We start from the raw sequence: 18,011 nt of genomic DNA, 5'->3' as shown, positions 1-18,011 counted from the left end.
TGAAAGCTTGTCGCGCTTTTAGTCGTTGCCAGTTTCGAGGAAACTGCGCAGGCGTTCTGAGCGAGTTGGGTGGCGCAGTTTGCGTAATGCCTTGGCTTCAATTTGACGGATACGCTCACGCGTGACATCGAATTGCTTACCGACCTCTTCTAAGGTGTGATCAGTGTTCATTTCGATACCAAAGCGCATACGCAGTACTTTGGCTTCCCTTGCGGTCAGCGATTCTAGCACCTCTTTGGTAGCATCGCGCAAACTTGCATATACGGCAGCGTCAACAGGAGCTAAAGTTGCCTGATCCTCGATAAAGTCGCCCAAATGGGAATCATCATCGTCACCAATTGGCGTTTCCATGGAGATGGGCTCCTTGGAAATCTTGAGGATTTTACGGATTTTATCTTCCGGCATTTCCATCTTTTCCGCTAGGGTCGCTGGATCTGGCTCGAGCCCTGTTTCCTGCAAGATTTGGCGGCTAATACGATTCATCTTATTGATGGTTTCGATCATATGCACAGGAATACGGATAGTACGCGCCTGATCTGCGATGGAGCGGGTGATGGCCTGACGGATCCACCATGTAGCGTAAGTCGAGAACTTGTAGCCACGACGGTATTCGAACTTGTCCACTGCCTTCATCAAGCCAATGTTGCCTTCCTGGATCAAATCAAGGAATTGCAAGCCACGGTTGGTATATTTCTTGGCGATAGAGATCACTAGGCGCAAGTTAGCCTCGATCATTTCGCGTTTGGCACGACGCGCACGGGCTTCGCCTGTAGACATCTGCTTGTTGATTTCCTTGAGCTCCTTGATCGGAATACCTACGCGATCTTGAATATCAAGTAATTGCTGCTGCTGATCATCAATCGAGTGTCGGAAACGCTCCAGGCGTTCTACATAAGGCTTATTGACAGCCAACTCCACCGCCAACCACTCCAAATTGCCCTCATTACCAGGGAAACTCTTGATGAAATGAGGCCTAGGCATGCCAGCCTTTTCAACACAGAAATCCATGATCTTGCGTTCGTGACTACGGATTTCATCCACCATGCCACGTACACGATCACACAGAGCCTCAACTTGCTTCGCGGAGAAGCGGAAAGCCATCAGCTCATCAATAATAGCTGCTTGCAGCTTGAGATATTCCTTATCCTGAGAGCCTTTGCTTGTCAAAAGCACTGTCATTTTCTCATGGGCACCACGAATAATGGCAAAGCGTGCCAACACTTCCTCACGAAGCTTGGCCAGCGCTTCTGCAGAAATCGCAGCTGCCTTGGCACCATCATCATCTTCGTCTTCTTCGTCGCTGTCTTCTTCGGCGACATCATCTGTCTCGGCTGTCTCTTCGGCCGCGATTTCGGCACCTAAGCCATCATCCGCATCAATCAAGCCATCTACGAGATCATCAACCCCGAGTTCGCCTTTCTCGACCTGATCCACCATAGACAGCAACTCAGTAATGGTGCTGGGACAGGCTGCAATAGCTTGCACCATATGCTTGAGACCATCTTCGATACGTTTGGCGATTTCAATTTCGCCTTCACGGGTCAGCAGATCAACCGTACCCATCTCGCGCATGTACATACGCACCGGGTCAGTGGTACGGCCAAATTCGGAGTCAACAGTGGATAGCGCTTGCTCAGCTTCCTCAACGGCATCTTCATCAGCTACCGGCGCAGGAGCATCGGACATCAGCAGAGCTTCGGCATCCGGTGCTTCTTCATACACCTGGATACCCATGTCATTGATCATGCCGATAATGCCATCGATCTGTTCAGAATCCTGCACATCATCTGGCAAGTGATCGTTAATTTCAGCGTAAGTCAGATACCCACGCTCCTTACCCAAGACGATAAGGGACTTCAACCGCGTGCGACGTATATCCGCGTCATTCAGCGTGATATCAGCTTTGTCGTTTTGATTGTCGTTCTGTTGCTCTTTAGCCATGCTTGACCCCATCGAACTGCGGTTGAGTACGAAAAACCCTAGATTATACCTTAAAAACACCTACAATTTTTAGCAGTTTTACTATCTGCCACGGCACGCTTAGCGAGTGCCAATGGACTTCAATAGCTCTCGCTCTTCATCTGTAAGCTGACTCAAGCTCTTCTCCTTGAGCCTATCCACCGCAAACGCTTTCTGGCGCTGCGTAGACATTTCCTTTAATTGCTTGCGCACCCCATCAAACTCCAATGCCAAGTCCAAGCTTTCATCCAACTGATGCAATTCTCGCTGCAAATCCGGCAGCAAGCGCACATCAATGAGCGGCTCCAGTGCATGCAACATGGCAACCGGCTTGGCATTAGGGTTTGCTAGTGCCAATGCCACCACCTGGCGCACCATCTCATCTTCATCGGAGGCTCCTGTTAACCACTCCCGATCATTCTCTTGCACCAACCGCGGCTGCATGATCGCCATCAATGCAAACCGGCGCTGCAACGACATGGTGGTACGCGCCTGCTTGGGAGCAGACCGCTTTTGCGGACGATTAGTTTCCGGCAGCTTCATCATCCGGCGCATTTCATCGCCAGAAACTTCCGCCAACTCCGCAATACGCTTGCGCAACAACAGCGCCAATCTAGGCGCCTGAATCTGCTTCAGGATAGGCTCAGCCTCATTGAGGAACTGCACCTTATCCTCTTGCGATTGCAGCGGATTATTGGCACTCAACTCCTGCACTAAATATTGCGACAAAGGCAAAGCACGCTCCATCAAGGCCTCAAACGCCTCTTTGCCAAATTCGCGCACATAACTATCCGGATCATGTTCGGCTGGCAAAAACAAAAAACTCAGCCGCAATCCATCTTTTAGTGCAGGCAATGCATTCATCGCCGCACGCCAAGCTGCACTTTTGCCGGCATTATCACCGTCAAAGCAGAAGACAATGTCATCCGTCTGGCGCATGAGTTTGGTGATATGAGTAGGTGTTGTCGCCGTACCGAGTGCAGCCACAGCATAGTCAATACCATACTGTGCCAACGCCACCACATCCATATATCCCTCAACAACAAGCACCCGCGATGCTTCGCGGATAGCTCGTCGCGCGAGAAATAGGCCATACAATTCATGACCCTTTTGAAATAAGGGCGTTTCTGGAGAATTCAAGTATTTCGCGCCGGCATCAGCACTCTCCAGCACTCGGCCACCAAACCCGATCACCTGGCCCTTCTGGTCATGAATAGGGAACATGATACGATCACGAAAACGGTCATAACGGCGCCCCTGCTCGTTATCAATCACCAAGCCTGCAGTTTGCAGTACTTCATGGCGATAATCAGAGAATACAGCTTCCAGGTTTTGCCAACCGGAAGGCGCATATCCAATCTGAAAACGCGCCGCCACTTGGCCACTCAAACCGCGCCCCTTGAGATATTCAATCGCACGTGGTGATTTCTTCAACTCCGCCTTGTAGTAATCCGCCGCTTGCTGCATCACCTCCTGCAAGCCTGGGATAACTTTAGCCCGCACCGCATCCTCTGGGCGCGACTCCTGAGGCACGATCATGCCAACCGACTTGGCAAGCTCATGTACCGCCTCGACAAAGCTGATGCCCTGATACTCCATCACAAAGCCCAGCGCAGAACCATGCGCACCACAGCCAAAACAGTGATAAAACTGCTTGGTGGGGCTCACGGTAAAAGACGGGGATTTTTCGTTATGGAACGGGCAACATGCAGAGTAATTGGCTCCCGCCTTCTTCAAGGGCACGCTACGATCAATCACATCGACGATGTCGACGCGATTGAGCAACTCTTGAATAAAAGAATCAGGAATCATGAGTGAAAATAATAGCGCAAAAAAGCAAAAAAGGAGCCCGAAGCTCCCTTTTCAATACCACCGGGCAATTAGGTTCACGCAGCAAGCTTGGACTTGATCAACCCTGAAATCTTGCCCATATCGGCACGCCCAACCACCTTAGGCTTGATCGCCGCCATCACCTTACTCATATCCTTAATGCTAGCAGCCCCGGTTTCAGCGATGACGCTATCAAGAATAACATTCACCTCGTCGTCGGATAACGCTGCTGGCAGATATTCCTTCAAGACAGCGACTTCAAACTTCTCGATATCAGCCAGATCATGGCGATTGGCAGCTTCGTATTGCGTGATGGAATCACGGCGCTGCTTGAGCATCTTTTCGATCGCCTCAATCACCTGACCATCATCCAGCTCAATACGCTCATCCACCTCGCGTTGCTTGATCGCCGCCTGCAAAAGGCGAATAGCCCCGAGACGTGCACTATCTTTTGCACGCATTGCGGCTTTCATATCCTCGGCAACTTTTGCCTTGATTGTCACAGCAGGACTACCTAACGCTTAGTAAAGCTTGGTTGGCAGAGTCTGGCTGCGGATACGACGGTAATGACGCTTCACAGCCGCCGCCGCCTTACGCTTGCGCTCCCATGTTGGCTTTTCATAAAACTCGCGAGCGCGCAAGTCAGTCAGAAGGCCTGTTTTTTCAATCATGCGCTTGAAACGGCGCAGAGCCACGTCAAACGGCTCGTTCTCTTTTACACGTACGCTAGACATTTAAATCACTTTACCTTTGAGAAAGGGTGAAAAAGTTTGCTATTCTAGCGCCTCATTATTGTTTTATCAACATTATCCTGAAACTTATGTTAATTCTCGGCATTGAATCTTCCTGCGATGAAACCGGGCTTGCCCTGTATGACACGGAGCAAGGCTTGCTGACACATGCATTGCACTCACAAATAGACATGCATGCCGCTTATGGTGGCGTAGTACCAGAACTCGCTTCACGCGACCATATTCGCAGAGCCTTACCCTTGACACAACACGTCCTGGAAAAAGCCGGGAAATCACTCGCCGATGTAGACGGCATCGCCTACACGCAAGGCCCTGGCCTCTCTGGTGCATTATTGGTCGGCACCAGCATTGCCGAATCCCTAGCCTTCAGCCTCAATGTGCCAACCATAGGCGTACACCATCTTGAAGGGCACTTGCTTGCCCCCTTGCTTGAGCCTAACCCACCCGCATTTCCTTTTGTGGCCTTGTTAGTTTCAGGAGGCCACACTCAATTAATGCGCGTTTCCGCGATTGGTGATTATGAACTGCTGGGAGACACTTTGGATGATGCCGCCGGTGAAGCTTTCGACAAAACAGCCAAACTACTCGACCTCAGCTATCCTGGCGGCCCGGCAGTTTCCAAGCTTGCAAACCTAGGGCAACCCGGCACATACCAATTACCTCGCCCCATGCTCAATAGCGCAGATCTCAATTTCAGCTTCAGCGGCTTAAAAACTGCCGTCCTTACACTCGTCAACCAACACGGCAATACATTGGACGATGTAGCACGCGCCAATATTGCGCACGAATTTCAGGAAGCAGTTACCGAAGTGCTCACCAAGAAGTGCATGGCCGCATTACGCAAAACCGGGCTAACGCAATTGATTGTCTCAGGTGGCGTAGGTGCCAATACACGCCTGCGTGAACGCTTGAACATGGTAGCCAAGCGCAGGCAATATCAAGTGCATTACCCAAGGCTGGAGTTCTGCACTGACAATGGCGCCATGATCGCCTTTGCGGGCGCGATGCGCATGCAACACGCCAAGCAAACCGACCACAGCTTCACAGTAAGGCCACGATGGGACCTGGCAGAATTGACCAGACCTTAAGCAAGCGAATCAAGGCTTTTTGCTGAAACCAGATTCTGTACCATCCAGCAACTTGCGAATGTTGCTGCGATGGCGCCAGATCAGTAGTAATGACAACACAAATACCACAATGATGTATCCCACCTGGGTGAGCAGCAACCAGGCAAATCCGGGTGCCAAGGCCGCAGCCGTTAATGCCGCTAGCGATGAAAAGCGCGTCAGGGCAAACACAGCAACCCAACTCAACAAAGCCAGCCCAGCCAATAATGGTGAGAATGCAAGCAAGACACCCAAAGCAGTCGCCACACCCTTTCCACCCTTGAAGCGATAGAACACTGGATACAAGTGTCCCAAAAATACCGCCAGAGCAATCCAGCACACCACATCTGCTGGCAAGGCATAATATTGCGCCAGCCAAACCGGCAGCCAGCCCTTGGCTGCATCACCCAGCAATGTCAGCAATGCTGCGAGCTTCTTGCCACTACGTAATACATTGGTCGCCCCAGGATTACCGGAGCCGACAGTCCGCGGATCAGGCAAGCCAAAGGCCTTGCTCACCAATATGCCAAAAGAAATTGAGCCGAGAAGATAAGCGGCGATGACGAAAACTGCGTTATTCATGAAGATTGGATTAAAATTGAATTGCAGTATTCTATCAGCCCTCAAGCTCTAACGCAGGATCCCAGCCTTTATGGACATTATTTTTCTCAGCGAAGTCAAAGTTGAAACTCATTTGGGCGTGCCTGATTGGGAGCGGCTCGTCGCACAAACCATCATTCTCGATATTGAAATCGCCATGCCGCACAGCCACTCGTGCCAGACTGACGATATTACAGACACCATAGACTATGGTGTTGTGGTCTCCCGCATTCGAGAAACACTCACATCAAAGTCATTCAAGCTAGTCGAAGCACTGGCAGAACATATCTGCCAGCTCATCATGGGAGAGTTCGGTGCACCATGGGTCAAATTACGCGTTGCCAAGCCAGGTATCTTGCCAGGGCTGAAGGCACTAGGAGTGGTGATAGAGCGCGGTAATCGGAACCTCTCCTAGCCTCGAGGATGGTGCGCCTGATGCAACTGCTTCAAGCGCTCACGCGCAACATGGGTATAGATCTGCGTAGTAGTGATGTCGGCATGACCTAGCAGCATCTGCACCACGCGCAAATCTGCGCCGTGGTTGAGGAGATGGGTCGCAAAGGCATGGCGCAATACGTGGGGTGACAAGGAAGCCTTGATGCCAGCAATAGCGGCATAGCGCTTGATCAAATACCAAAAAGCTTGACGCGTCATGCCTTCGCCACGCTGGGTGACAAACAAGTGATCACTCAACCGCTGCTGCAGAATGGCAGGGCGCCCCTCTGCAAGATAGCGCGACAACCACTCCACCGCTTGCTCACCCAAGGGCACCAACCGGGTTTTGCTGCCTTTACCAGTAATACGCACCACCCCATCGGTCAAGCTAAGCTCTGTCACCTGCATACCAACCAGTTCCGAGACTCGCAAGCCTGTCGCATACAAGGTTTCCAGCATGGCACGATCGCGCAGGCCAAGGTGCGCATTGTAGTCGGGGGCGTTGATCAGTTGCTCTACATCGTCCTCACTCAAGCTCTTAGGCAATGAGCGTGGTAATTTTGGCGACTCGATGTGAATACTGGGGTCTACATCAATATGCGCTTCGCGTAAGGCAAAACGATAAAAACGCCGCAGGCTAGCCACCAGGCGACTGATACTGCGCGGCTTGCTTTGGGGAAAGCGAAACGCAATAAAACCCTGGATATCTTCAGGCCCAGCTTGCAGCATGCCCTTGCCTTTATCCTGTTGCAGCCAAGCAGCAAATGCAGCAAGGTCTTGGCGGTAACTCGCCAAGGTGTTTTTTGCCAAGCCATCCTCTAGCCACAAATGGTCCAGAAAATGATCAAGCAGCGCCTCAGTAGTATCCATCAGCTTGCTCATGCTGCAACAACCAGCGCTTGATCTCCAGGCCTTTGGCATCGCCTTGCATGAAACCACCTAAGCCGCTCTTGGCAACAATACGATGACAAGGAACCACCAGAGTCAGGTGGTTGGCACCGCAAACATTCGCAACAGCCCGCGGACCAGATCGTACGCGCTCAGCAAGTTCACTATACGTCCACACTGTACCCAGCGGAATCTCAACCATCGCCTGCCACACCCGCTTCTGGAACAAGGTGCCTTGCAATAAGTAAGGAAAATCCAGCGGGACGGTCGCATCTTGTAAATATTGTGCAACCTGGCGGGCAACCTGCTGAACAAAAGGGTTGTCGCTACAAGATGCTGTCAGCTCATCAGAGAGCAGGCGCATGCCCGTCACATAGTCATTCGAGACATGAATGCCTACTGCTCCGAATGGCGCTGCCACAACAGCATCAAAAGTGGACTCTGACTTTGGTTTCATAGCAAGATGATAGAGGAAAATAGCGAGGTAGATAAAACTCGGTATCTGGAAAATAAAAAAGCCCCGAAAATCGGGGCTTTTTTGCACTGCTGATAATCAGGCGCTTATTCTGCGCTGTTGGTTTCCTTGTTGCGCAGTTGCAGCTTTTCCTTGATACGTGCGGACTTACCGGAACGCTCGCGCAAGTAGTACAGCTTGCTGCGGCGTACGTCACCACGGCGCTTGACTTCGATGCTGGCGATCAGCGGGGAGTAGGTTTGGAAAGTACGTTCCACGCCTTCACCGGAGGAAATCTTGCGCACGATGAAGGAGGAGTTCAAACCGCGGTTGCGGATTGCAATCACAACACCTTCGTATGCCTGTACACGCTTACGTGTACCTTCAACCACGTTAACACCAACGACAACGGTGTCGCCTGGCGCGAAAGAAGGAATGGTCTTGCCAAGGCGGGCAATTTCTTCCTGTTCCAGTTGCTTGATAATATCAGCCATTTTTTGCTTCCTTTTAGTTATGGGAATCTTGTTCCTGCTCTATTTCTATGAGCAGCCGAGATTCCTCTTTCGTCAACGGCCTTACGGCCAATAAATCCGGGCGTCTTGCCCGAGTTCGCGCTAGCGATTGTTTCAGCCGCCAGCGCTTGATCTTTGCATGGTTACCGGAGAGCAATACTTCCGGTACCTTCTGCCCCGCATATTCCTCGGGGCGCGTGTAATGCGGACAATCCAGCAATCCATCAGCAAAAGAATCTTCCTCTGCCGAACCAGCATCACCCAAACTGCCGGGCAACTGCCTGATGATCGAGTCTAGTATTACCATGGCGGGAATTTCACCACCAGAAAGTACATAGTCCCCGATAGAGTATTCTTCATCAATCAGGGTAGACAGCAATCGCTCATCTACACCTTCATAACGACTAGCCAATAAAATCAGGCCAGGCACATCTTTCAACTGCATCACATGCTTATGCTTAAGCGGAATACCTTGTGGCGAAAGGTGAATCACTCTGGGATTTTCAACCCCGCGTGATTGCTGCCTTGCCTTGGCCGCCGCAATCGCTTTTTCCAATGGCTCTGCCAGCATCACCATACCAGGACCACCGCCATAAGGCCTATCGTCAATGGTACGATAATTGTCAGTCGTGAAATCTCGCGGATTCCACAAGGCCAACTCATAAATCTTGCGTTCTTGTGCCCGGGAACTGATACCAAACTTGGTCAGCGCATCAAACATTTCCGGGAACAGCGTCACCACATCAAACTGCGTGGCAGGCTTTTCCTGCGCCTGATCAGCATCGTTCAAAACTCAGGATCCCAATCCACCAGCATGGTCTTGGCGACTACATCCACCTCAAGCACGACCTGCCCGACAAACGGCACCAAACGCTCACGATCACCCTTGAGCACCAGCACATCATTCGCACCAGTCGCGAACACATCAGCCACCTGACCGAAATCGACACCAGCCTGGTTACGCACTTGCAAGCCAATCAGGTCAGACCAGTAATACTCGCCTTCCTCTGGCTCTGGCAATTCATCACGGCGTACCGCGACATGCATACCCTTGCAAGCGAAGGCCTGGTCACGGTCATCAACGCCTTCCAGCTTAACCAGCAGGAGATCGTTATGGACCTTGGCCTTTTCTACTTCATATGGCTGCCATTGCTCAGGGCGTTTTGGATCACCGCGCCCCAGCAACCACCGGTCATAATCAAACAGGCTATCGATATACTCGGTATCTGGCTGGACTTTCACCCAACCATAAACGCCATAAGGGGCGACGATGCGCCCCATAATGACTAATTCACTCACAGCTTGCCAATAACCGCTTGCACAGCGGCCCTTAAATTAAGCAGACTTTTGAGCTTGCTTAACCAAGCGTGCTACGCTCTCAGACAACTGAGCACCGTTGCTACGCCAGTGAGCAATACGCTCGCTGTTCAGACGCAGGCCCTCTTGGCCTTCCTTCGCGAGAGGGTTGTAGAAACCAACACGCTCAATGAAGCGACCATCGCGACGGTTACGGGAATCAGCTACAACAACGCTGTAAAAAGGAGCTTTCTTCGCGCCACCGCGGGCGAGACGAATAATCACCATAATCTTGTTCTCTTTGGATTGGACTGAAAGGCGCGGATTTTACGTTATTTTTTATAGTCTTGGCAAGTCCATCATGCAGTTTTTGCTGTCGATGCATAACGCGTAGGATCAGCCAAGCCTGCTGCAATAAAGCCCTGACGCCGTAATCGGCAAGAATCGCACACACCACATGCATGTCCTTGCGCATCCGCCTGGTAACAGGAAACAGTAATGCCATAATCAAGCCCTAGCGCAGTCCCCTGCGTCACGATTTGAGCTTTGGTCATTTCGATCAATGGCGCGTGGATGCTGATTGTACGGCCTTCAACAGCACTCTTGGTGGCAAGATTAGCCATGGCCTGAAAAGCACGAACGTACTCACCGCGACAATCCGGGTAACCAGAATAATCCAAAGCATTGACGCCGATAAAGATATCGCGCGCATCCAGCACCTCTGCCCAAGCCAACGCAAGCGACAACATAATAGTGTTGCGCGCAGGTACATAAGTCACGGGAATACCCTCAGCTGGCGCCTCAGGCACGGCAATCGAGGCGTCGGTCAAGGCAGAGCCGCCAAAGATCGAGAGATCAAGCTTTACCGTTCGGTGCATGACAGCCCCCAGCGCCTGGGTAACACGCTCTGCCGCATCCAGCTCGGCACGATGGCGCTGCTGGTAATCCAGACTCAAGCAATAGGCTTCATAGCCTTGACTGCGGGCAATCGCCAGCACAGTGGCCGAATCCAAGCCACCTGACAATAGCACGACGGCTTTTTTGCTCATGACGTTAATTCCTCAAGAATGGCTACAGACTGGTAGCCAGCTTTGATTATTTTCCTGGGGCCTCGCCCCAGAGAATTTTGTGCAACTGCACTTGCATACGCACCGGCAATTTATCTGCTAACACCCAGTCGGCAAGCTCTGCAGGCTTCACTTGACTGTAAACGGGTGAAAAAATAACGGGACATTTCTCGTTGAGCGCATGTTCGGCCAGCAATTGCTTGGCCCACTCATAGTCCGATCGACTACAGAGCACGATCTTGATTTCATCATTAGGCTTGAGACGCGAGAGATTTTCCCAATGATTTTTGGCGAGCTCGCCTGAATCTGGCGTTTTAATATCCAGAATCACCGCCACGCGCTCATCAACACCATCAGTGGCGATCGCACCACCGGTTTCCAGAGAAACTCCATACCCAGCGTCACACAGCCGCCTTAACAGCTCCAGACAGCCTTTCTTTTGCGCCAAGGGCTCGCCCCCGGTCACACAGACATAGCGCGCACCGTAGCTGGCCACCTGCTCAAGGATAGCATCCAGCGTCATATTGCTACCGCCTTTGAAGGCATATTCGGTATCACAATAGACACAACGCATCGGGCAGCCGGTAAGGCGCACAAAAACGGTAGGCAGGCCTACACGCGATGACTCCCCTTGCAGGGAGTAAAAAATCTCATGAATACGTAACACGGGAAACTATCTGGACTTGATTGAGTCCAGCACATTCAGGCGTCGCTTGGCACTCGGCGCCAATTCGTGGCTGGGAAATTTGTCCAATAAACCGCGTAAGGTTTTCTTGGCACCATCCACATCAGAAAGCTGGATATGGCTATTGGCAATACTAAACAAGGCATCAGGCACCTTATCGCTATTCGGAAACTGCGAAATCAGTTTCTGCTGGGTGCTGATGGAAGCCTTGTAGTTCTTCAATGAAAACTGGGCACTACCCAAGCCGAGCAATGCTTCTGCCGTCAGAGATGAACCGGGATAGGTTTGCAGGAACTTGTTATAAGCGTCAAATGCTTCCTTGAATTTTCCGGAGGCACTTAGCGCCTTGGCCGCATCTAGATCGCGCGCTTCAGGATTGCCAGCACTACCACCATTCTGGGCAGAGGCGGCCCCCTCATCAGAACCAGCCTGCGCATGGGCAGATACACCACCCTCTTCCAGCTTGCGTAAGCGCCCGTCAGTATCAGCATACAAATCACGCTGACGCTGCTGGGTATTGTCTACATTGTGATTGACCACCTCAAGATCACCCCTAAGGCGGCTAATTTCCTGATTGAGCCTGTCGATTTGCCCCATCAGGTCCAGCATGCCTTGGCTTTTTGCTTCCAAGGCCTGCTGGCTTTTCTTCAACTCCGCTAATGCAGCTTGCGTTTCCTGGTGCTGGGTTTGTACCTGCTGTTGCAGATCTGCAATCTTTTTTCTTGCTTCATCATCCCCAAATAGCGCAGCCTGCGCAAGAAGAGGCAGAGAAAGAAAACCGACGACAACCAACACCAGTAAACGCTGCATCATGAATTACTCGCCTTGATATTGAAGTTCTACACGGCGATCTTGCTGCCAGCAAGTTTCATCGGCGCAAGCAGCGTTAGCCTTTTCCTTGCCGAAACTGACAGTCTCGATCTGTGCATCTTGTACGCCTAGCAGGTTCAATACCTTCTTGACGGCAACAGCACGGCGTTGACCCAAGGACAAGTTGTATTCACGTGTACCACGATCATCGGTATTGCCTTGCAGGAACACCTTGGCATCACCATGTGAGCTCAGGTATTGCGCATGCGCTTCGATCAGTGGGCGGAACTCTGCCTTGATCGCATCGCTGTCAAAGTCGAAATATACGTTGCGCTTGGACAAGATGTTGTTAGGATCCTTCAGCGGGTTGCTGGACAGAGAAGAATCAGATACGCCACTAGTAGCAGAACCACTGGAGCTGCTGCTTTGTGTTGTAGCTGGGCTCTTGTCTTCAACAGCCGCTTGTGGGGTTTCCTTTACTGCCTTGCTTGAGCAAGCTGCCAACATCGCTGCGAGCAATACACTGATCACGATATTCTTGTTCACTTTGTTCTCTCCTTTAAATTATCTAAAGACACACACATCAACTGTTACATCACTACAAACTTGCCTGTTGTTACAAAAACACCCGACGTACGCTTAACGGCTATTTTCACAAAAACTTGCTTGTTATTCTTTACATCGCCCTACTGATTGATAATCGGTCCCCAAGCAGGCTCACGCACATCACCACCACTTTCACTCAAACGCTGCTTGACGCGGCCATCAGCAGATACCGCGGCCAAGGCCCCACGTCCACCGATACGAGTAGCATGCAACAGCATGCGGCCATTAGGCGCAAAACTAGGAGACTCATCCTTGGGGCCATCACTCAACACCTGCACCTGACCAGACTGAAGATCTTGTATCGCGACCTTAAAGAGCCCGGCATCACGGCGGATATAAGCAAGAGACTTGCCATCTGGCGAAATACGCGGACTCACCACATAACCACCCTCAAACGTCATGCGGCTAGCATCGCCACCAGTAGCAGGCATGCGGTAAATTTGCGGGCTACCGCCACGATCAGAGGTGAAATAGATATAGCGCCCATCAGGCGACCAAGTTGGCTCTGTATCAATCGCGGTGGTGCGGGTCAACTGCTGCAGACCAGTGCCATCGGCATTGATGCTATACACCTGGGAATTGGCCGCATGCGTCAATACAATCGCCAGCTTCTTGCCATCAGGCGACCAAGATGGTGCACTGTTATTGCCCTTGAAGTTGGCCAATACGGTGCGCTGACCGGAGACCAGTGACTGCACATAAACAATGGGCTTTTTCTTTTCAAACGAAACATAAGCCAGCCTGCTACCCTCAGGCGACCACACCGGAGAAATGATAGGCTCGACAGAGGAAACCACGGTTTGCGGGTTATACCCATCAGAATCCGCGACTTGCAAGGCATAACGCCCGGCAGACTTGCTGACATAGGCAATACGGGTGGCAAATACCCCCTGTTCGCCTGTCAGCTTCTGGTAGATCACATCGGCAATCTTGTGTGCCGTCAGGCGTAGCTGGGCTGGGGTAATGTTGTATTCCATGCCCACCAATTGGTTTTGCTTGTAAACATCAAGCAGACGGAAAGATACCTTAAGGCGGTTGTCTGGCAATACTTCGACTTTACCTATAGTCAATGCCTGTGCCTGGATAGCTGCCCAATCGGAATAGCTCACTTGGCTGATATCGCTAGGTTGATTAGCAACACCCCGTGTTTCCAGCACACGAAACAAGCCACTGCGCCGCAAATCAGCACTAATCACATTGGCAATCGTGTCTTGCTGGGCAGGGAGATTACCCTGCTGTGCAAACGGGACAATGGCAATCGGGATCTGTTGTGCTGCACCACCGACAATTTCCACCGTCAAGGCCGCATGCGCACCATGGGTGAGACCAAATGACAGGAAAAAAACTAAGGGACTGAGAAATAAGCGTAATTTATTCATGAGGGTTTAGGGCGATAAAATAATGCAAAGTTCCCCGATAGCTAAGCGCACATTCTATCAAACTCCCACCCCATCTTGCCATGGGGCTTGATAAAACAATGCCTTCCCGCCGTCAATGATGTAACTATCAACTGGTATGTGCTAACAATTGACACTTCCGCATCACAAAAGCAGGTAGCACCTCTATATCAACCGCAATGACTTAGCCGTCCTCATTGGGGCGGAATTTGAGCCTGAGATCACGGAATCGCGAGAATAGTTCGGACTGAACAGGAACAGGCAAAGGCTGCGCCTGCAATATCGCCCGCTCAATCGCCTCATCACAAGCTGGCAAGCCACTGCTCTTCAATATGCGCGGCACACCAATGACCTCCCCCGTCGGCATCAAGCTAATACCCACTTCCAACTCAGGCTTGCCCGTGCCACATAGCTGGCGGTTGACATTGCGCTTGATCTTGTCGCGAATCTGGCCCAGGTATTTATCTATTTCACTCTGATTCACCACATTATCGCCAGATTGAGTAGGCCCTTGTTTTTTAGCTGCCGCAGGCTGGGCACTTTCTTCCAGTAACTGTTGCTGTAACTTCTTCAGCTCATCCAGCTTGACCTTATCCTCTTTCTTCGGCTCAGCCTTTACCGGCTCTGGCTTCTTGGGTTCAGGCTTGGGCTCCGGCTTTTTTGGTTCAGGTTTTTTTTCCGGCTTCACCACCTTTTTCTCAGGCTCCTTTTTCACTTGGATTTCAGCTTCAGGCTGAGGCTCAGGTGCTGGCTCGGGCTTTGGTTCAGGTTTAGGCTCTGGTTTGGGTTCCGGTTTTGGTGGCTCAGGAGCCGGCTGTGGCTGTGGTGGTTTAGTCACCGGCTGGGCAACAGGCAAGTTTTCCCACAGCTCAACTTGTGCGACAGTCACTGGCTGATGCGTCTTCCAATCGAAAGACACAAACAACGCACCCAGCAATAAGAGATGGGTGAGTAGTGAGAGTGCCGCAGCGCGGACCTTGTAAGGATTTCTATTACGTGGCTTCATGCATCAATTGGCTGGCTTGAGCAACAACCCCACCTTGTACTGCTTGAGACTGTCCATCAAAGTCACCACCTTGTCATACTGGACATTCTTGTCAGCAGCGATCACGATCGCCCGATCAGGCGTTTGCTCGATTTGTGTCTTGACGGCAAACAGTAGCTCATCGCGCTGCAACACTTTGCCATCAAGCTCGGCGCGACCATCCGCCTTGACAGTAATCACAACAGGGGCAGCAGCCTGCTTGAGCGCCTGGCCCACCTGGGGCAACTCAACCACCCCGGGATTGGTCATGGGCGCAGTCACCATAAAAATCACCAACAGCACCAACATCACGTCGATGTACGGCACGACGTTAATCTGGTTCATCAGGCGGCGTGATTTGCGACGACTCATCACACCCTCCTTAAGCCTTGCGTTGCAGGATATTGGTGAACTCTTCGATAAAGCTCTCGTAGCGTACGGCCAAGCGATCCACAGATGCCGTGAAGCGGTTATAGGCAATCACGGCTGGGATGGCAGCAAACAGGCCGATGGCCGTCGCCACCAATGCCTCGGCGATACCGGGTGCAACATGGGACAAGGTGGCCTGTGCCATATTAGATAAACCACGGAAAGCATTCATGATGCCCCATACCGTCCCCAACAAACCGATATAAGGGCTGACAGAACCCACGGATGCCAGGAATGGCAAGTGCGAATCCAGATCATCCATTTCGCGATTGTAAGCAGCGCGCATTGCACGACGTGCCCCCTCGGTGACATCGCTCACTTCCAGACCTGCCTGCCGCTTGAGACGGGCATAATCCTTGAATCCAGCTTCAAAAATACTGGCCATGCCCTGAGTGCTACGGCGACCGGAATTCACGCTTTCATAGAGCTGGTTAAGATCGCCACCCTTCCAGAACACGCGCTCGAACTCTTCCGCATCGCGATCTGCGCTGCGAATAGCAAAAAACTTGATGAAGATATACCACCACGAAATCAGCGATGTCAGCACCAGCACCGCCATCACCAACTGGGCGGGCACGCTGGCACCAGCAATCAGCGAGATAAACGACATGTCTTCAGTAGGATTCATTCAAGCTCCATTGGGTTTGATCATGTAGATTGATCACTCAGGATCAATCATGTTGCGTACAACAGCCGGAATAGTGACCGGCCTGAATTGTTCTGCATCAATACAGACAATCTCAACCGTGGCTTCAGTCAGCAATTCATCGCCACGATAGATTTTCTGCTCAAATGTCATCAGGCTGCGCCTAAAGTCCTTGAGTCGCGTCACGACTGCCAGCGCATCATCAAAACGCGCAGGGCGGCGGTATTGTAGCGCAAGGCTACGCACCACGAACAAGACCCCAAGATCATCTCTTAGTTCCGCCTGCCCAAACCCCAGGCTACGCAAGAACTCGGTGCGCGCACGCTCCATGAACTTAAGGTAATTCGAGTGATAAACCACGCCGCCACTATCGGTATCTTCGTAATAAACACGTACCGGCCAGCGGAATTCCCTACTCGCACTCATTGCTGCCAAAGGTCTCCCGCACCGATCTTGCCAGGCACAGCCAAGCCGAAATGCTGATAGGCTTGCTGGGTGGCGATGCGTCCACGCGGAGTACGCATGAGGTAGCCTTGCTGGATCAAGTAGGGCTCCAGCACATCCTCGATGGTATCGCGCTCTTCGCCAATCGCCGCGGCGAGGTTATCCAGGCCTACCGGCCCGCCATCAAACTTCTCCAGCACAGCCAGCAAAAGCTTGCGGTCCATGACATCGAAGCCGAGTTTGTCTACATCCAGCATCTTCAGGGCCGCATCGGCAATCGCGGCACTCACCATGCCATCCGACTTAACTTGCGCGTAATCGCGCACGCGGCGTAACAGGCGATTGGCGATGCGCGGCGTACCGCGCGAGCGGCGGGCGATTTCCAACGCCCCTTCCTGCTGCATGGACACCTCCAACAAACCAGCGGAACGATGCACGATGCGCGCCAGCTCTTCTGCGGTGTAAAACTCCAGGCGCGACACAATGCCGAAGCGGTCACGCAGCGGGTTAGTCAGCATACCCGCACGGGTAGTTGCGCCGACCAAGGTAAAAGGTGGCAAGTCCAGGCGCACCGAACGCGCGGCCGGCCCTTCACCTATCATGATATCGAGACGGTAATCCTCCATCGCCGGATAGAGAATCTCCTCGACCACTGGCGACAAGCGGTGGATTTCGTCGATGAAGAGCACATCATTGGGCTCAAGATTGGTCAGCAGTGCAGCCAGGTCACCTGCTCGCTCGAGGACCGGGCCAGAGGTCTGGCGCATATTCACGCCCATTTCCTTGGCGATAATATGTGCCAATGTAGTCTTACCCAAGCCAGGTGGCCCGAACAGCAGGACATGGTCCAGCGCCTCGGAGCGCCCGCGTGCAGCGTTGATGAAGATTTCAAGCTGGCCACGCGCCTTTTCCTGCCCGACATATTCGTCGAGCACCTTGGGGCGCAATGCGCGCTCCAGCGCTTCTTCCTGCGTGCCTTGGGTAGAGGGGGCGATTAAGCGGTCGGTTTCTATCATCAGGTTGGATTCTGCTTAGCTACGCTGCGCAGCTTCTGCGCTCAGCGGCATATGC

General features: G+C 52.1%; 23 protein-coding genes. 2 read left to right on the top strand and 21 right to left on the bottom strand.

Features of this window, described 5'->3' with window-relative positions; all coding sequences use genetic code 11:
- Positions 1-18: 18 nt before the first annotated feature.
- From rpoD to rpsU, 4 genes are all read right to left on the bottom strand, one after another.
- Positions 19-1,941, bottom strand: a complete 1,923-nt coding sequence (gene rpoD / locus ACIKP9_RS12185; protein WP_400883277.1) for an RNA polymerase sigma factor RpoD — start codon at positions 1,939-1,941, stop codon at positions 19-21.
- A gap of 99 nt (positions 1,942-2,040) precedes the next feature.
- The gene (gene dnaG / locus ACIKP9_RS12180) at positions 2,041-3,771 is read right to left on the bottom strand and encodes a DNA primase (protein WP_400883274.1); all 1,731 of its coding nucleotides are present in this window, start codon (positions 3,769-3,771) and stop codon (positions 2,041-2,043) included.
- 74 nt (positions 3,772-3,845) lie between these two features.
- A complete protein-coding gene (locus tag ACIKP9_RS12175; RefSeq protein WP_400883271.1) occupies positions 3,846-4,292 on the bottom strand; it encodes a GatB/YqeY domain-containing protein in 447 nt (148 codons plus the stop codon).
- Positions 4,293-4,310: 18 nt separating this feature from the next.
- The gene (rpsU, locus tag ACIKP9_RS12170; protein ID WP_025870166.1) at positions 4,311-4,523 is read right to left on the bottom strand and encodes a 30S ribosomal protein S21; all 213 of its coding nucleotides are present in this window, start codon (positions 4,521-4,523) and stop codon (positions 4,311-4,313) included.
- Between the two features lie 86 nt (positions 4,524-4,609).
- Here rpsU and tsaD point away from each other — a divergent pair, with 86 nt between their 5' ends.
- Positions 4,610-5,629 (top strand): tRNA (adenosine(37)-N6)-threonylcarbamoyltransferase complex transferase subunit TsaD, encoded by a 1,020-nt coding sequence (gene tsaD / locus ACIKP9_RS12165; RefSeq protein ID WP_400883268.1) that lies wholly within the window; start codon positions 4,610-4,612, stop codon positions 5,627-5,629.
- 9 nt (positions 5,630-5,638) lie between these two features.
- Here tsaD and plsY read toward each other — a convergent pair whose 3' ends face one another.
- Entirely contained in the window at positions 5,639-6,229 is a 591-nt protein-coding gene (plsY, locus tag ACIKP9_RS12160; protein WP_400883266.1) for a glycerol-3-phosphate 1-O-acyltransferase PlsY, read from the bottom strand.
- Between the two features lie 70 nt (positions 6,230-6,299).
- Here plsY and folB point away from each other — a divergent pair, with 70 nt between their 5' ends.
- Positions 6,300-6,662 (top strand): dihydroneopterin aldolase, encoded by a 363-nt coding sequence (folB, locus tag ACIKP9_RS12155; protein WP_400883263.1) that lies wholly within the window; start codon positions 6,300-6,302, stop codon positions 6,660-6,662.
- Here folB and xerD read toward each other — a convergent pair.
- The 16 genes from xerD to ruvB form a co-directional block, all read right to left on the bottom strand.
- A complete protein-coding gene (gene xerD / locus ACIKP9_RS12150; RefSeq protein ID WP_400883260.1) occupies positions 6,659-7,564 on the bottom strand; it encodes a site-specific tyrosine recombinase XerD in 906 nt (301 codons plus the stop codon). The two genes, folB and xerD, sit on opposite strands and share 4 nt — an antisense overlap.
- The gene (locus ACIKP9_RS12145; RefSeq protein ID WP_400883257.1) at positions 7,539-8,027 is read right to left on the bottom strand and encodes a methylated-DNA--[protein]-cysteine S-methyltransferase; all 489 of its coding nucleotides are present in this window, start codon (positions 8,025-8,027) and stop codon (positions 7,539-7,541) included. Before ACIKP9_RS12145 ends, xerD begins: the two co-directional genes overlap by 26 nt.
- A gap of 104 nt (positions 8,028-8,131) precedes the next feature.
- Complete coding sequence (gene rplS, locus ACIKP9_RS12140; RefSeq protein WP_400883254.1) at positions 8,132-8,518, bottom strand: 50S ribosomal protein L19; 387 nt, start codon at positions 8,516-8,518, stop codon at positions 8,132-8,134.
- A 13-nt stretch (positions 8,519-8,531) separates the two neighbouring features.
- Complete coding sequence (trmD, locus tag ACIKP9_RS12135; RefSeq protein ID WP_400883251.1) at positions 8,532-9,326, bottom strand: tRNA (guanosine(37)-N1)-methyltransferase TrmD; 795 nt, start codon at positions 9,324-9,326, stop codon at positions 8,532-8,534.
- Positions 9,323-9,817: a ribosome maturation factor RimM gene (gene rimM, locus ACIKP9_RS12130; protein WP_400883390.1), complete on the bottom strand. Its 495-nt coding sequence runs from the start codon at positions 9,815-9,817 to the stop codon at positions 9,323-9,325. Before rimM ends, trmD begins: the two co-directional genes overlap by 4 nt.
- Before the next feature lie 54 nt (positions 9,818-9,871).
- Positions 9,872-10,120, bottom strand: a complete 249-nt coding sequence (gene rpsP / locus ACIKP9_RS12125; RefSeq protein WP_230348749.1) for a 30S ribosomal protein S16 — start codon at positions 10,118-10,120, stop codon at positions 9,872-9,874.
- A gap of 71 nt (positions 10,121-10,191) precedes the next feature.
- The gene (queC, locus tag ACIKP9_RS12120) at positions 10,192-10,881 is read right to left on the bottom strand and encodes a 7-cyano-7-deazaguanine synthase QueC (RefSeq protein ID WP_400883247.1); all 690 of its coding nucleotides are present in this window, start codon (positions 10,879-10,881) and stop codon (positions 10,192-10,194) included.
- Between the two features lie 46 nt (positions 10,882-10,927).
- Positions 10,928-11,566: a 7-carboxy-7-deazaguanine synthase QueE gene (queE, locus tag ACIKP9_RS12115; RefSeq protein ID WP_400883244.1), complete on the bottom strand. Its 639-nt coding sequence runs from the start codon at positions 11,564-11,566 to the stop codon at positions 10,928-10,930.
- Between the two features lie 6 nt (positions 11,567-11,572).
- Entirely contained in the window at positions 11,573-12,397 is an 825-nt protein-coding gene (locus ACIKP9_RS12110) for a YbgF trimerization domain-containing protein (RefSeq protein WP_400883241.1), read from the bottom strand.
- Positions 12,398-12,400: 3 nt separating this feature from the next.
- Entirely contained in the window at positions 12,401-12,940 is a 540-nt protein-coding gene (gene pal, locus ACIKP9_RS12105) for a peptidoglycan-associated lipoprotein Pal (RefSeq protein ID WP_230348745.1), read from the bottom strand.
- A gap of 140 nt (positions 12,941-13,080) precedes the next feature.
- Entirely contained in the window at positions 13,081-14,379 is a 1,299-nt protein-coding gene (gene tolB, locus ACIKP9_RS12100; protein ID WP_400883237.1) for a Tol-Pal system beta propeller repeat protein TolB, read from the bottom strand.
- Positions 14,380-14,581: 202 nt separating this feature from the next.
- Entirely contained in the window at positions 14,582-15,403 is an 822-nt protein-coding gene (locus ACIKP9_RS12095) for an energy transducer TonB (RefSeq protein ID WP_400883234.1), read from the bottom strand.
- 3 nt (positions 15,404-15,406) lie between these two features.
- A complete protein-coding gene (locus ACIKP9_RS12090; protein ID WP_230348742.1) occupies positions 15,407-15,793 on the bottom strand; it encodes an ExbD/TolR family protein in 387 nt (128 codons plus the stop codon).
- A 10-nt stretch (positions 15,794-15,803) separates the two neighbouring features.
- Positions 15,804-16,478, bottom strand: coding sequence for a protein TolQ (gene tolQ, locus ACIKP9_RS12085; protein WP_400883230.1), 675 nt, complete (start codon positions 16,476-16,478; stop codon positions 15,804-15,806).
- Between the two features lie 33 nt (positions 16,479-16,511).
- Complete coding sequence (gene ybgC, locus ACIKP9_RS12080; protein ID WP_400883227.1) at positions 16,512-16,922, bottom strand: tol-pal system-associated acyl-CoA thioesterase; 411 nt, start codon at positions 16,920-16,922, stop codon at positions 16,512-16,514.
- Positions 16,919-17,956 carry a Holliday junction branch migration DNA helicase RuvB gene (ruvB, locus tag ACIKP9_RS12075; RefSeq protein ID WP_400883224.1) on the bottom strand — a complete coding sequence of 346 codons (1,038 nt, stop codon included), beginning with the start codon at positions 17,954-17,956 and terminating at the stop codon, positions 16,919-16,921. Before ruvB ends, ybgC begins: the two co-directional genes overlap by 4 nt.
- Between the last annotated feature and the right edge of the window lie 55 nt (positions 17,957-18,011).

It is taken from the genome of Methylobacillus methanolivorans (assembly GCF_044751345.1).
GTDB classification, from domain to species: Bacteria; Pseudomonadota; Gammaproteobacteria; order Burkholderiales; family Methylophilaceae; genus Methylobacillus; species Methylobacillus methanolivorans.
This window is presented reverse-complemented; position numbering and strand designations above follow the sequence as displayed.

Excerpts from the sequence above, each read along its gene's own strand:
- rpoD (WP_400883277.1), bottom strand. The coding sequence starts at position 1,941 with ATGGCTAAAGAGCAACAGAACGACAATCAAAACGACAAAGCTGATATC.
- dnaG (WP_400883274.1), bottom strand. The coding sequence starts at position 3,771 with ATGATTCCTGATTCTTTTATTCAAGAGTTGCTCAATCGCGTCGACATC.
- rpsU (WP_025870166.1), bottom strand. The coding sequence starts at position 4,523 with ATGTCTAGCGTACGTGTAAAAGAGAACGAGCCGTTTGACGTGGCTCTG.
- tsaD (WP_400883268.1), top strand. The coding sequence starts at position 4,610 with ATGTTAATTCTCGGCATTGAATCTTCCTGCGATGAAACCGGGCTTGCC.
- plsY (WP_400883266.1), bottom strand. The coding sequence starts at position 6,229 with ATGAATAACGCAGTTTTCGTCATCGCCGCTTATCTTCTCGGCTCAATT.
- folB (WP_400883263.1), top strand. The coding sequence starts at position 6,300 with ATGGACATTATTTTTCTCAGCGAAGTCAAAGTTGAAACTCATTTGGGC.
- xerD (WP_400883260.1), bottom strand. The coding sequence starts at position 7,564 with ATGAGCAAGCTGATGGATACTACTGAGGCGCTGCTTGATCATTTTCTG.
- ACIKP9_RS12145 (WP_400883257.1), bottom strand. The coding sequence starts at position 8,027 with ATGAAACCAAAGTCAGAGTCCACTTTTGATGCTGTTGTGGCAGCGCCA.
- rplS (WP_400883254.1), bottom strand. The coding sequence starts at position 8,518 with ATGGCTGATATTATCAAGCAACTGGAACAGGAAGAAATTGCCCGCCTT.
- rimM (WP_400883390.1), bottom strand. The coding sequence starts at position 9,817 with ATGGGGCGCATCGTCGCCCCTTATGGCGTTTATGGTTGGGTGAAAGTC.
- rpsP (WP_230348749.1), bottom strand. The coding sequence starts at position 10,120 with ATGGTGATTATTCGTCTCGCCCGCGGTGGCGCGAAGAAAGCTCCTTTT.
- queC (WP_400883247.1), bottom strand. The coding sequence starts at position 10,881 with ATGAGCAAAAAAGCCGTCGTGCTATTGTCAGGTGGCTTGGATTCGGCC.
- ACIKP9_RS12110 (WP_400883241.1), bottom strand. The coding sequence starts at position 12,397 with ATGATGCAGCGTTTACTGGTGTTGGTTGTCGTCGGTTTTCTTTCTCTG.
- tolB (WP_400883237.1), bottom strand. The coding sequence starts at position 14,379 with ATGAATAAATTACGCTTATTTCTCAGTCCCTTAGTTTTTTTCCTGTCA.
- ACIKP9_RS12095 (WP_400883234.1), bottom strand. The coding sequence starts at position 15,403 with ATGAAGCCACGTAATAGAAATCCTTACAAGGTCCGCGCTGCGGCACTC.
- ACIKP9_RS12090 (WP_230348742.1), bottom strand. The coding sequence starts at position 15,793 with ATGAGTCGTCGCAAATCACGCCGCCTGATGAACCAGATTAACGTCGTG.
- tolQ (WP_400883230.1), bottom strand. The coding sequence starts at position 16,478 with ATGAATCCTACTGAAGACATGTCGTTTATCTCGCTGATTGCTGGTGCC.
- ybgC (WP_400883227.1), bottom strand. The coding sequence starts at position 16,922 with ATGAGTGCGAGTAGGGAATTCCGCTGGCCGGTACGTGTTTATTACGAA.
- ruvB (WP_400883224.1), bottom strand. The coding sequence starts at position 17,956 with ATGATAGAAACCGACCGCTTAATCGCCCCCTCTACCCAAGGCACGCAG.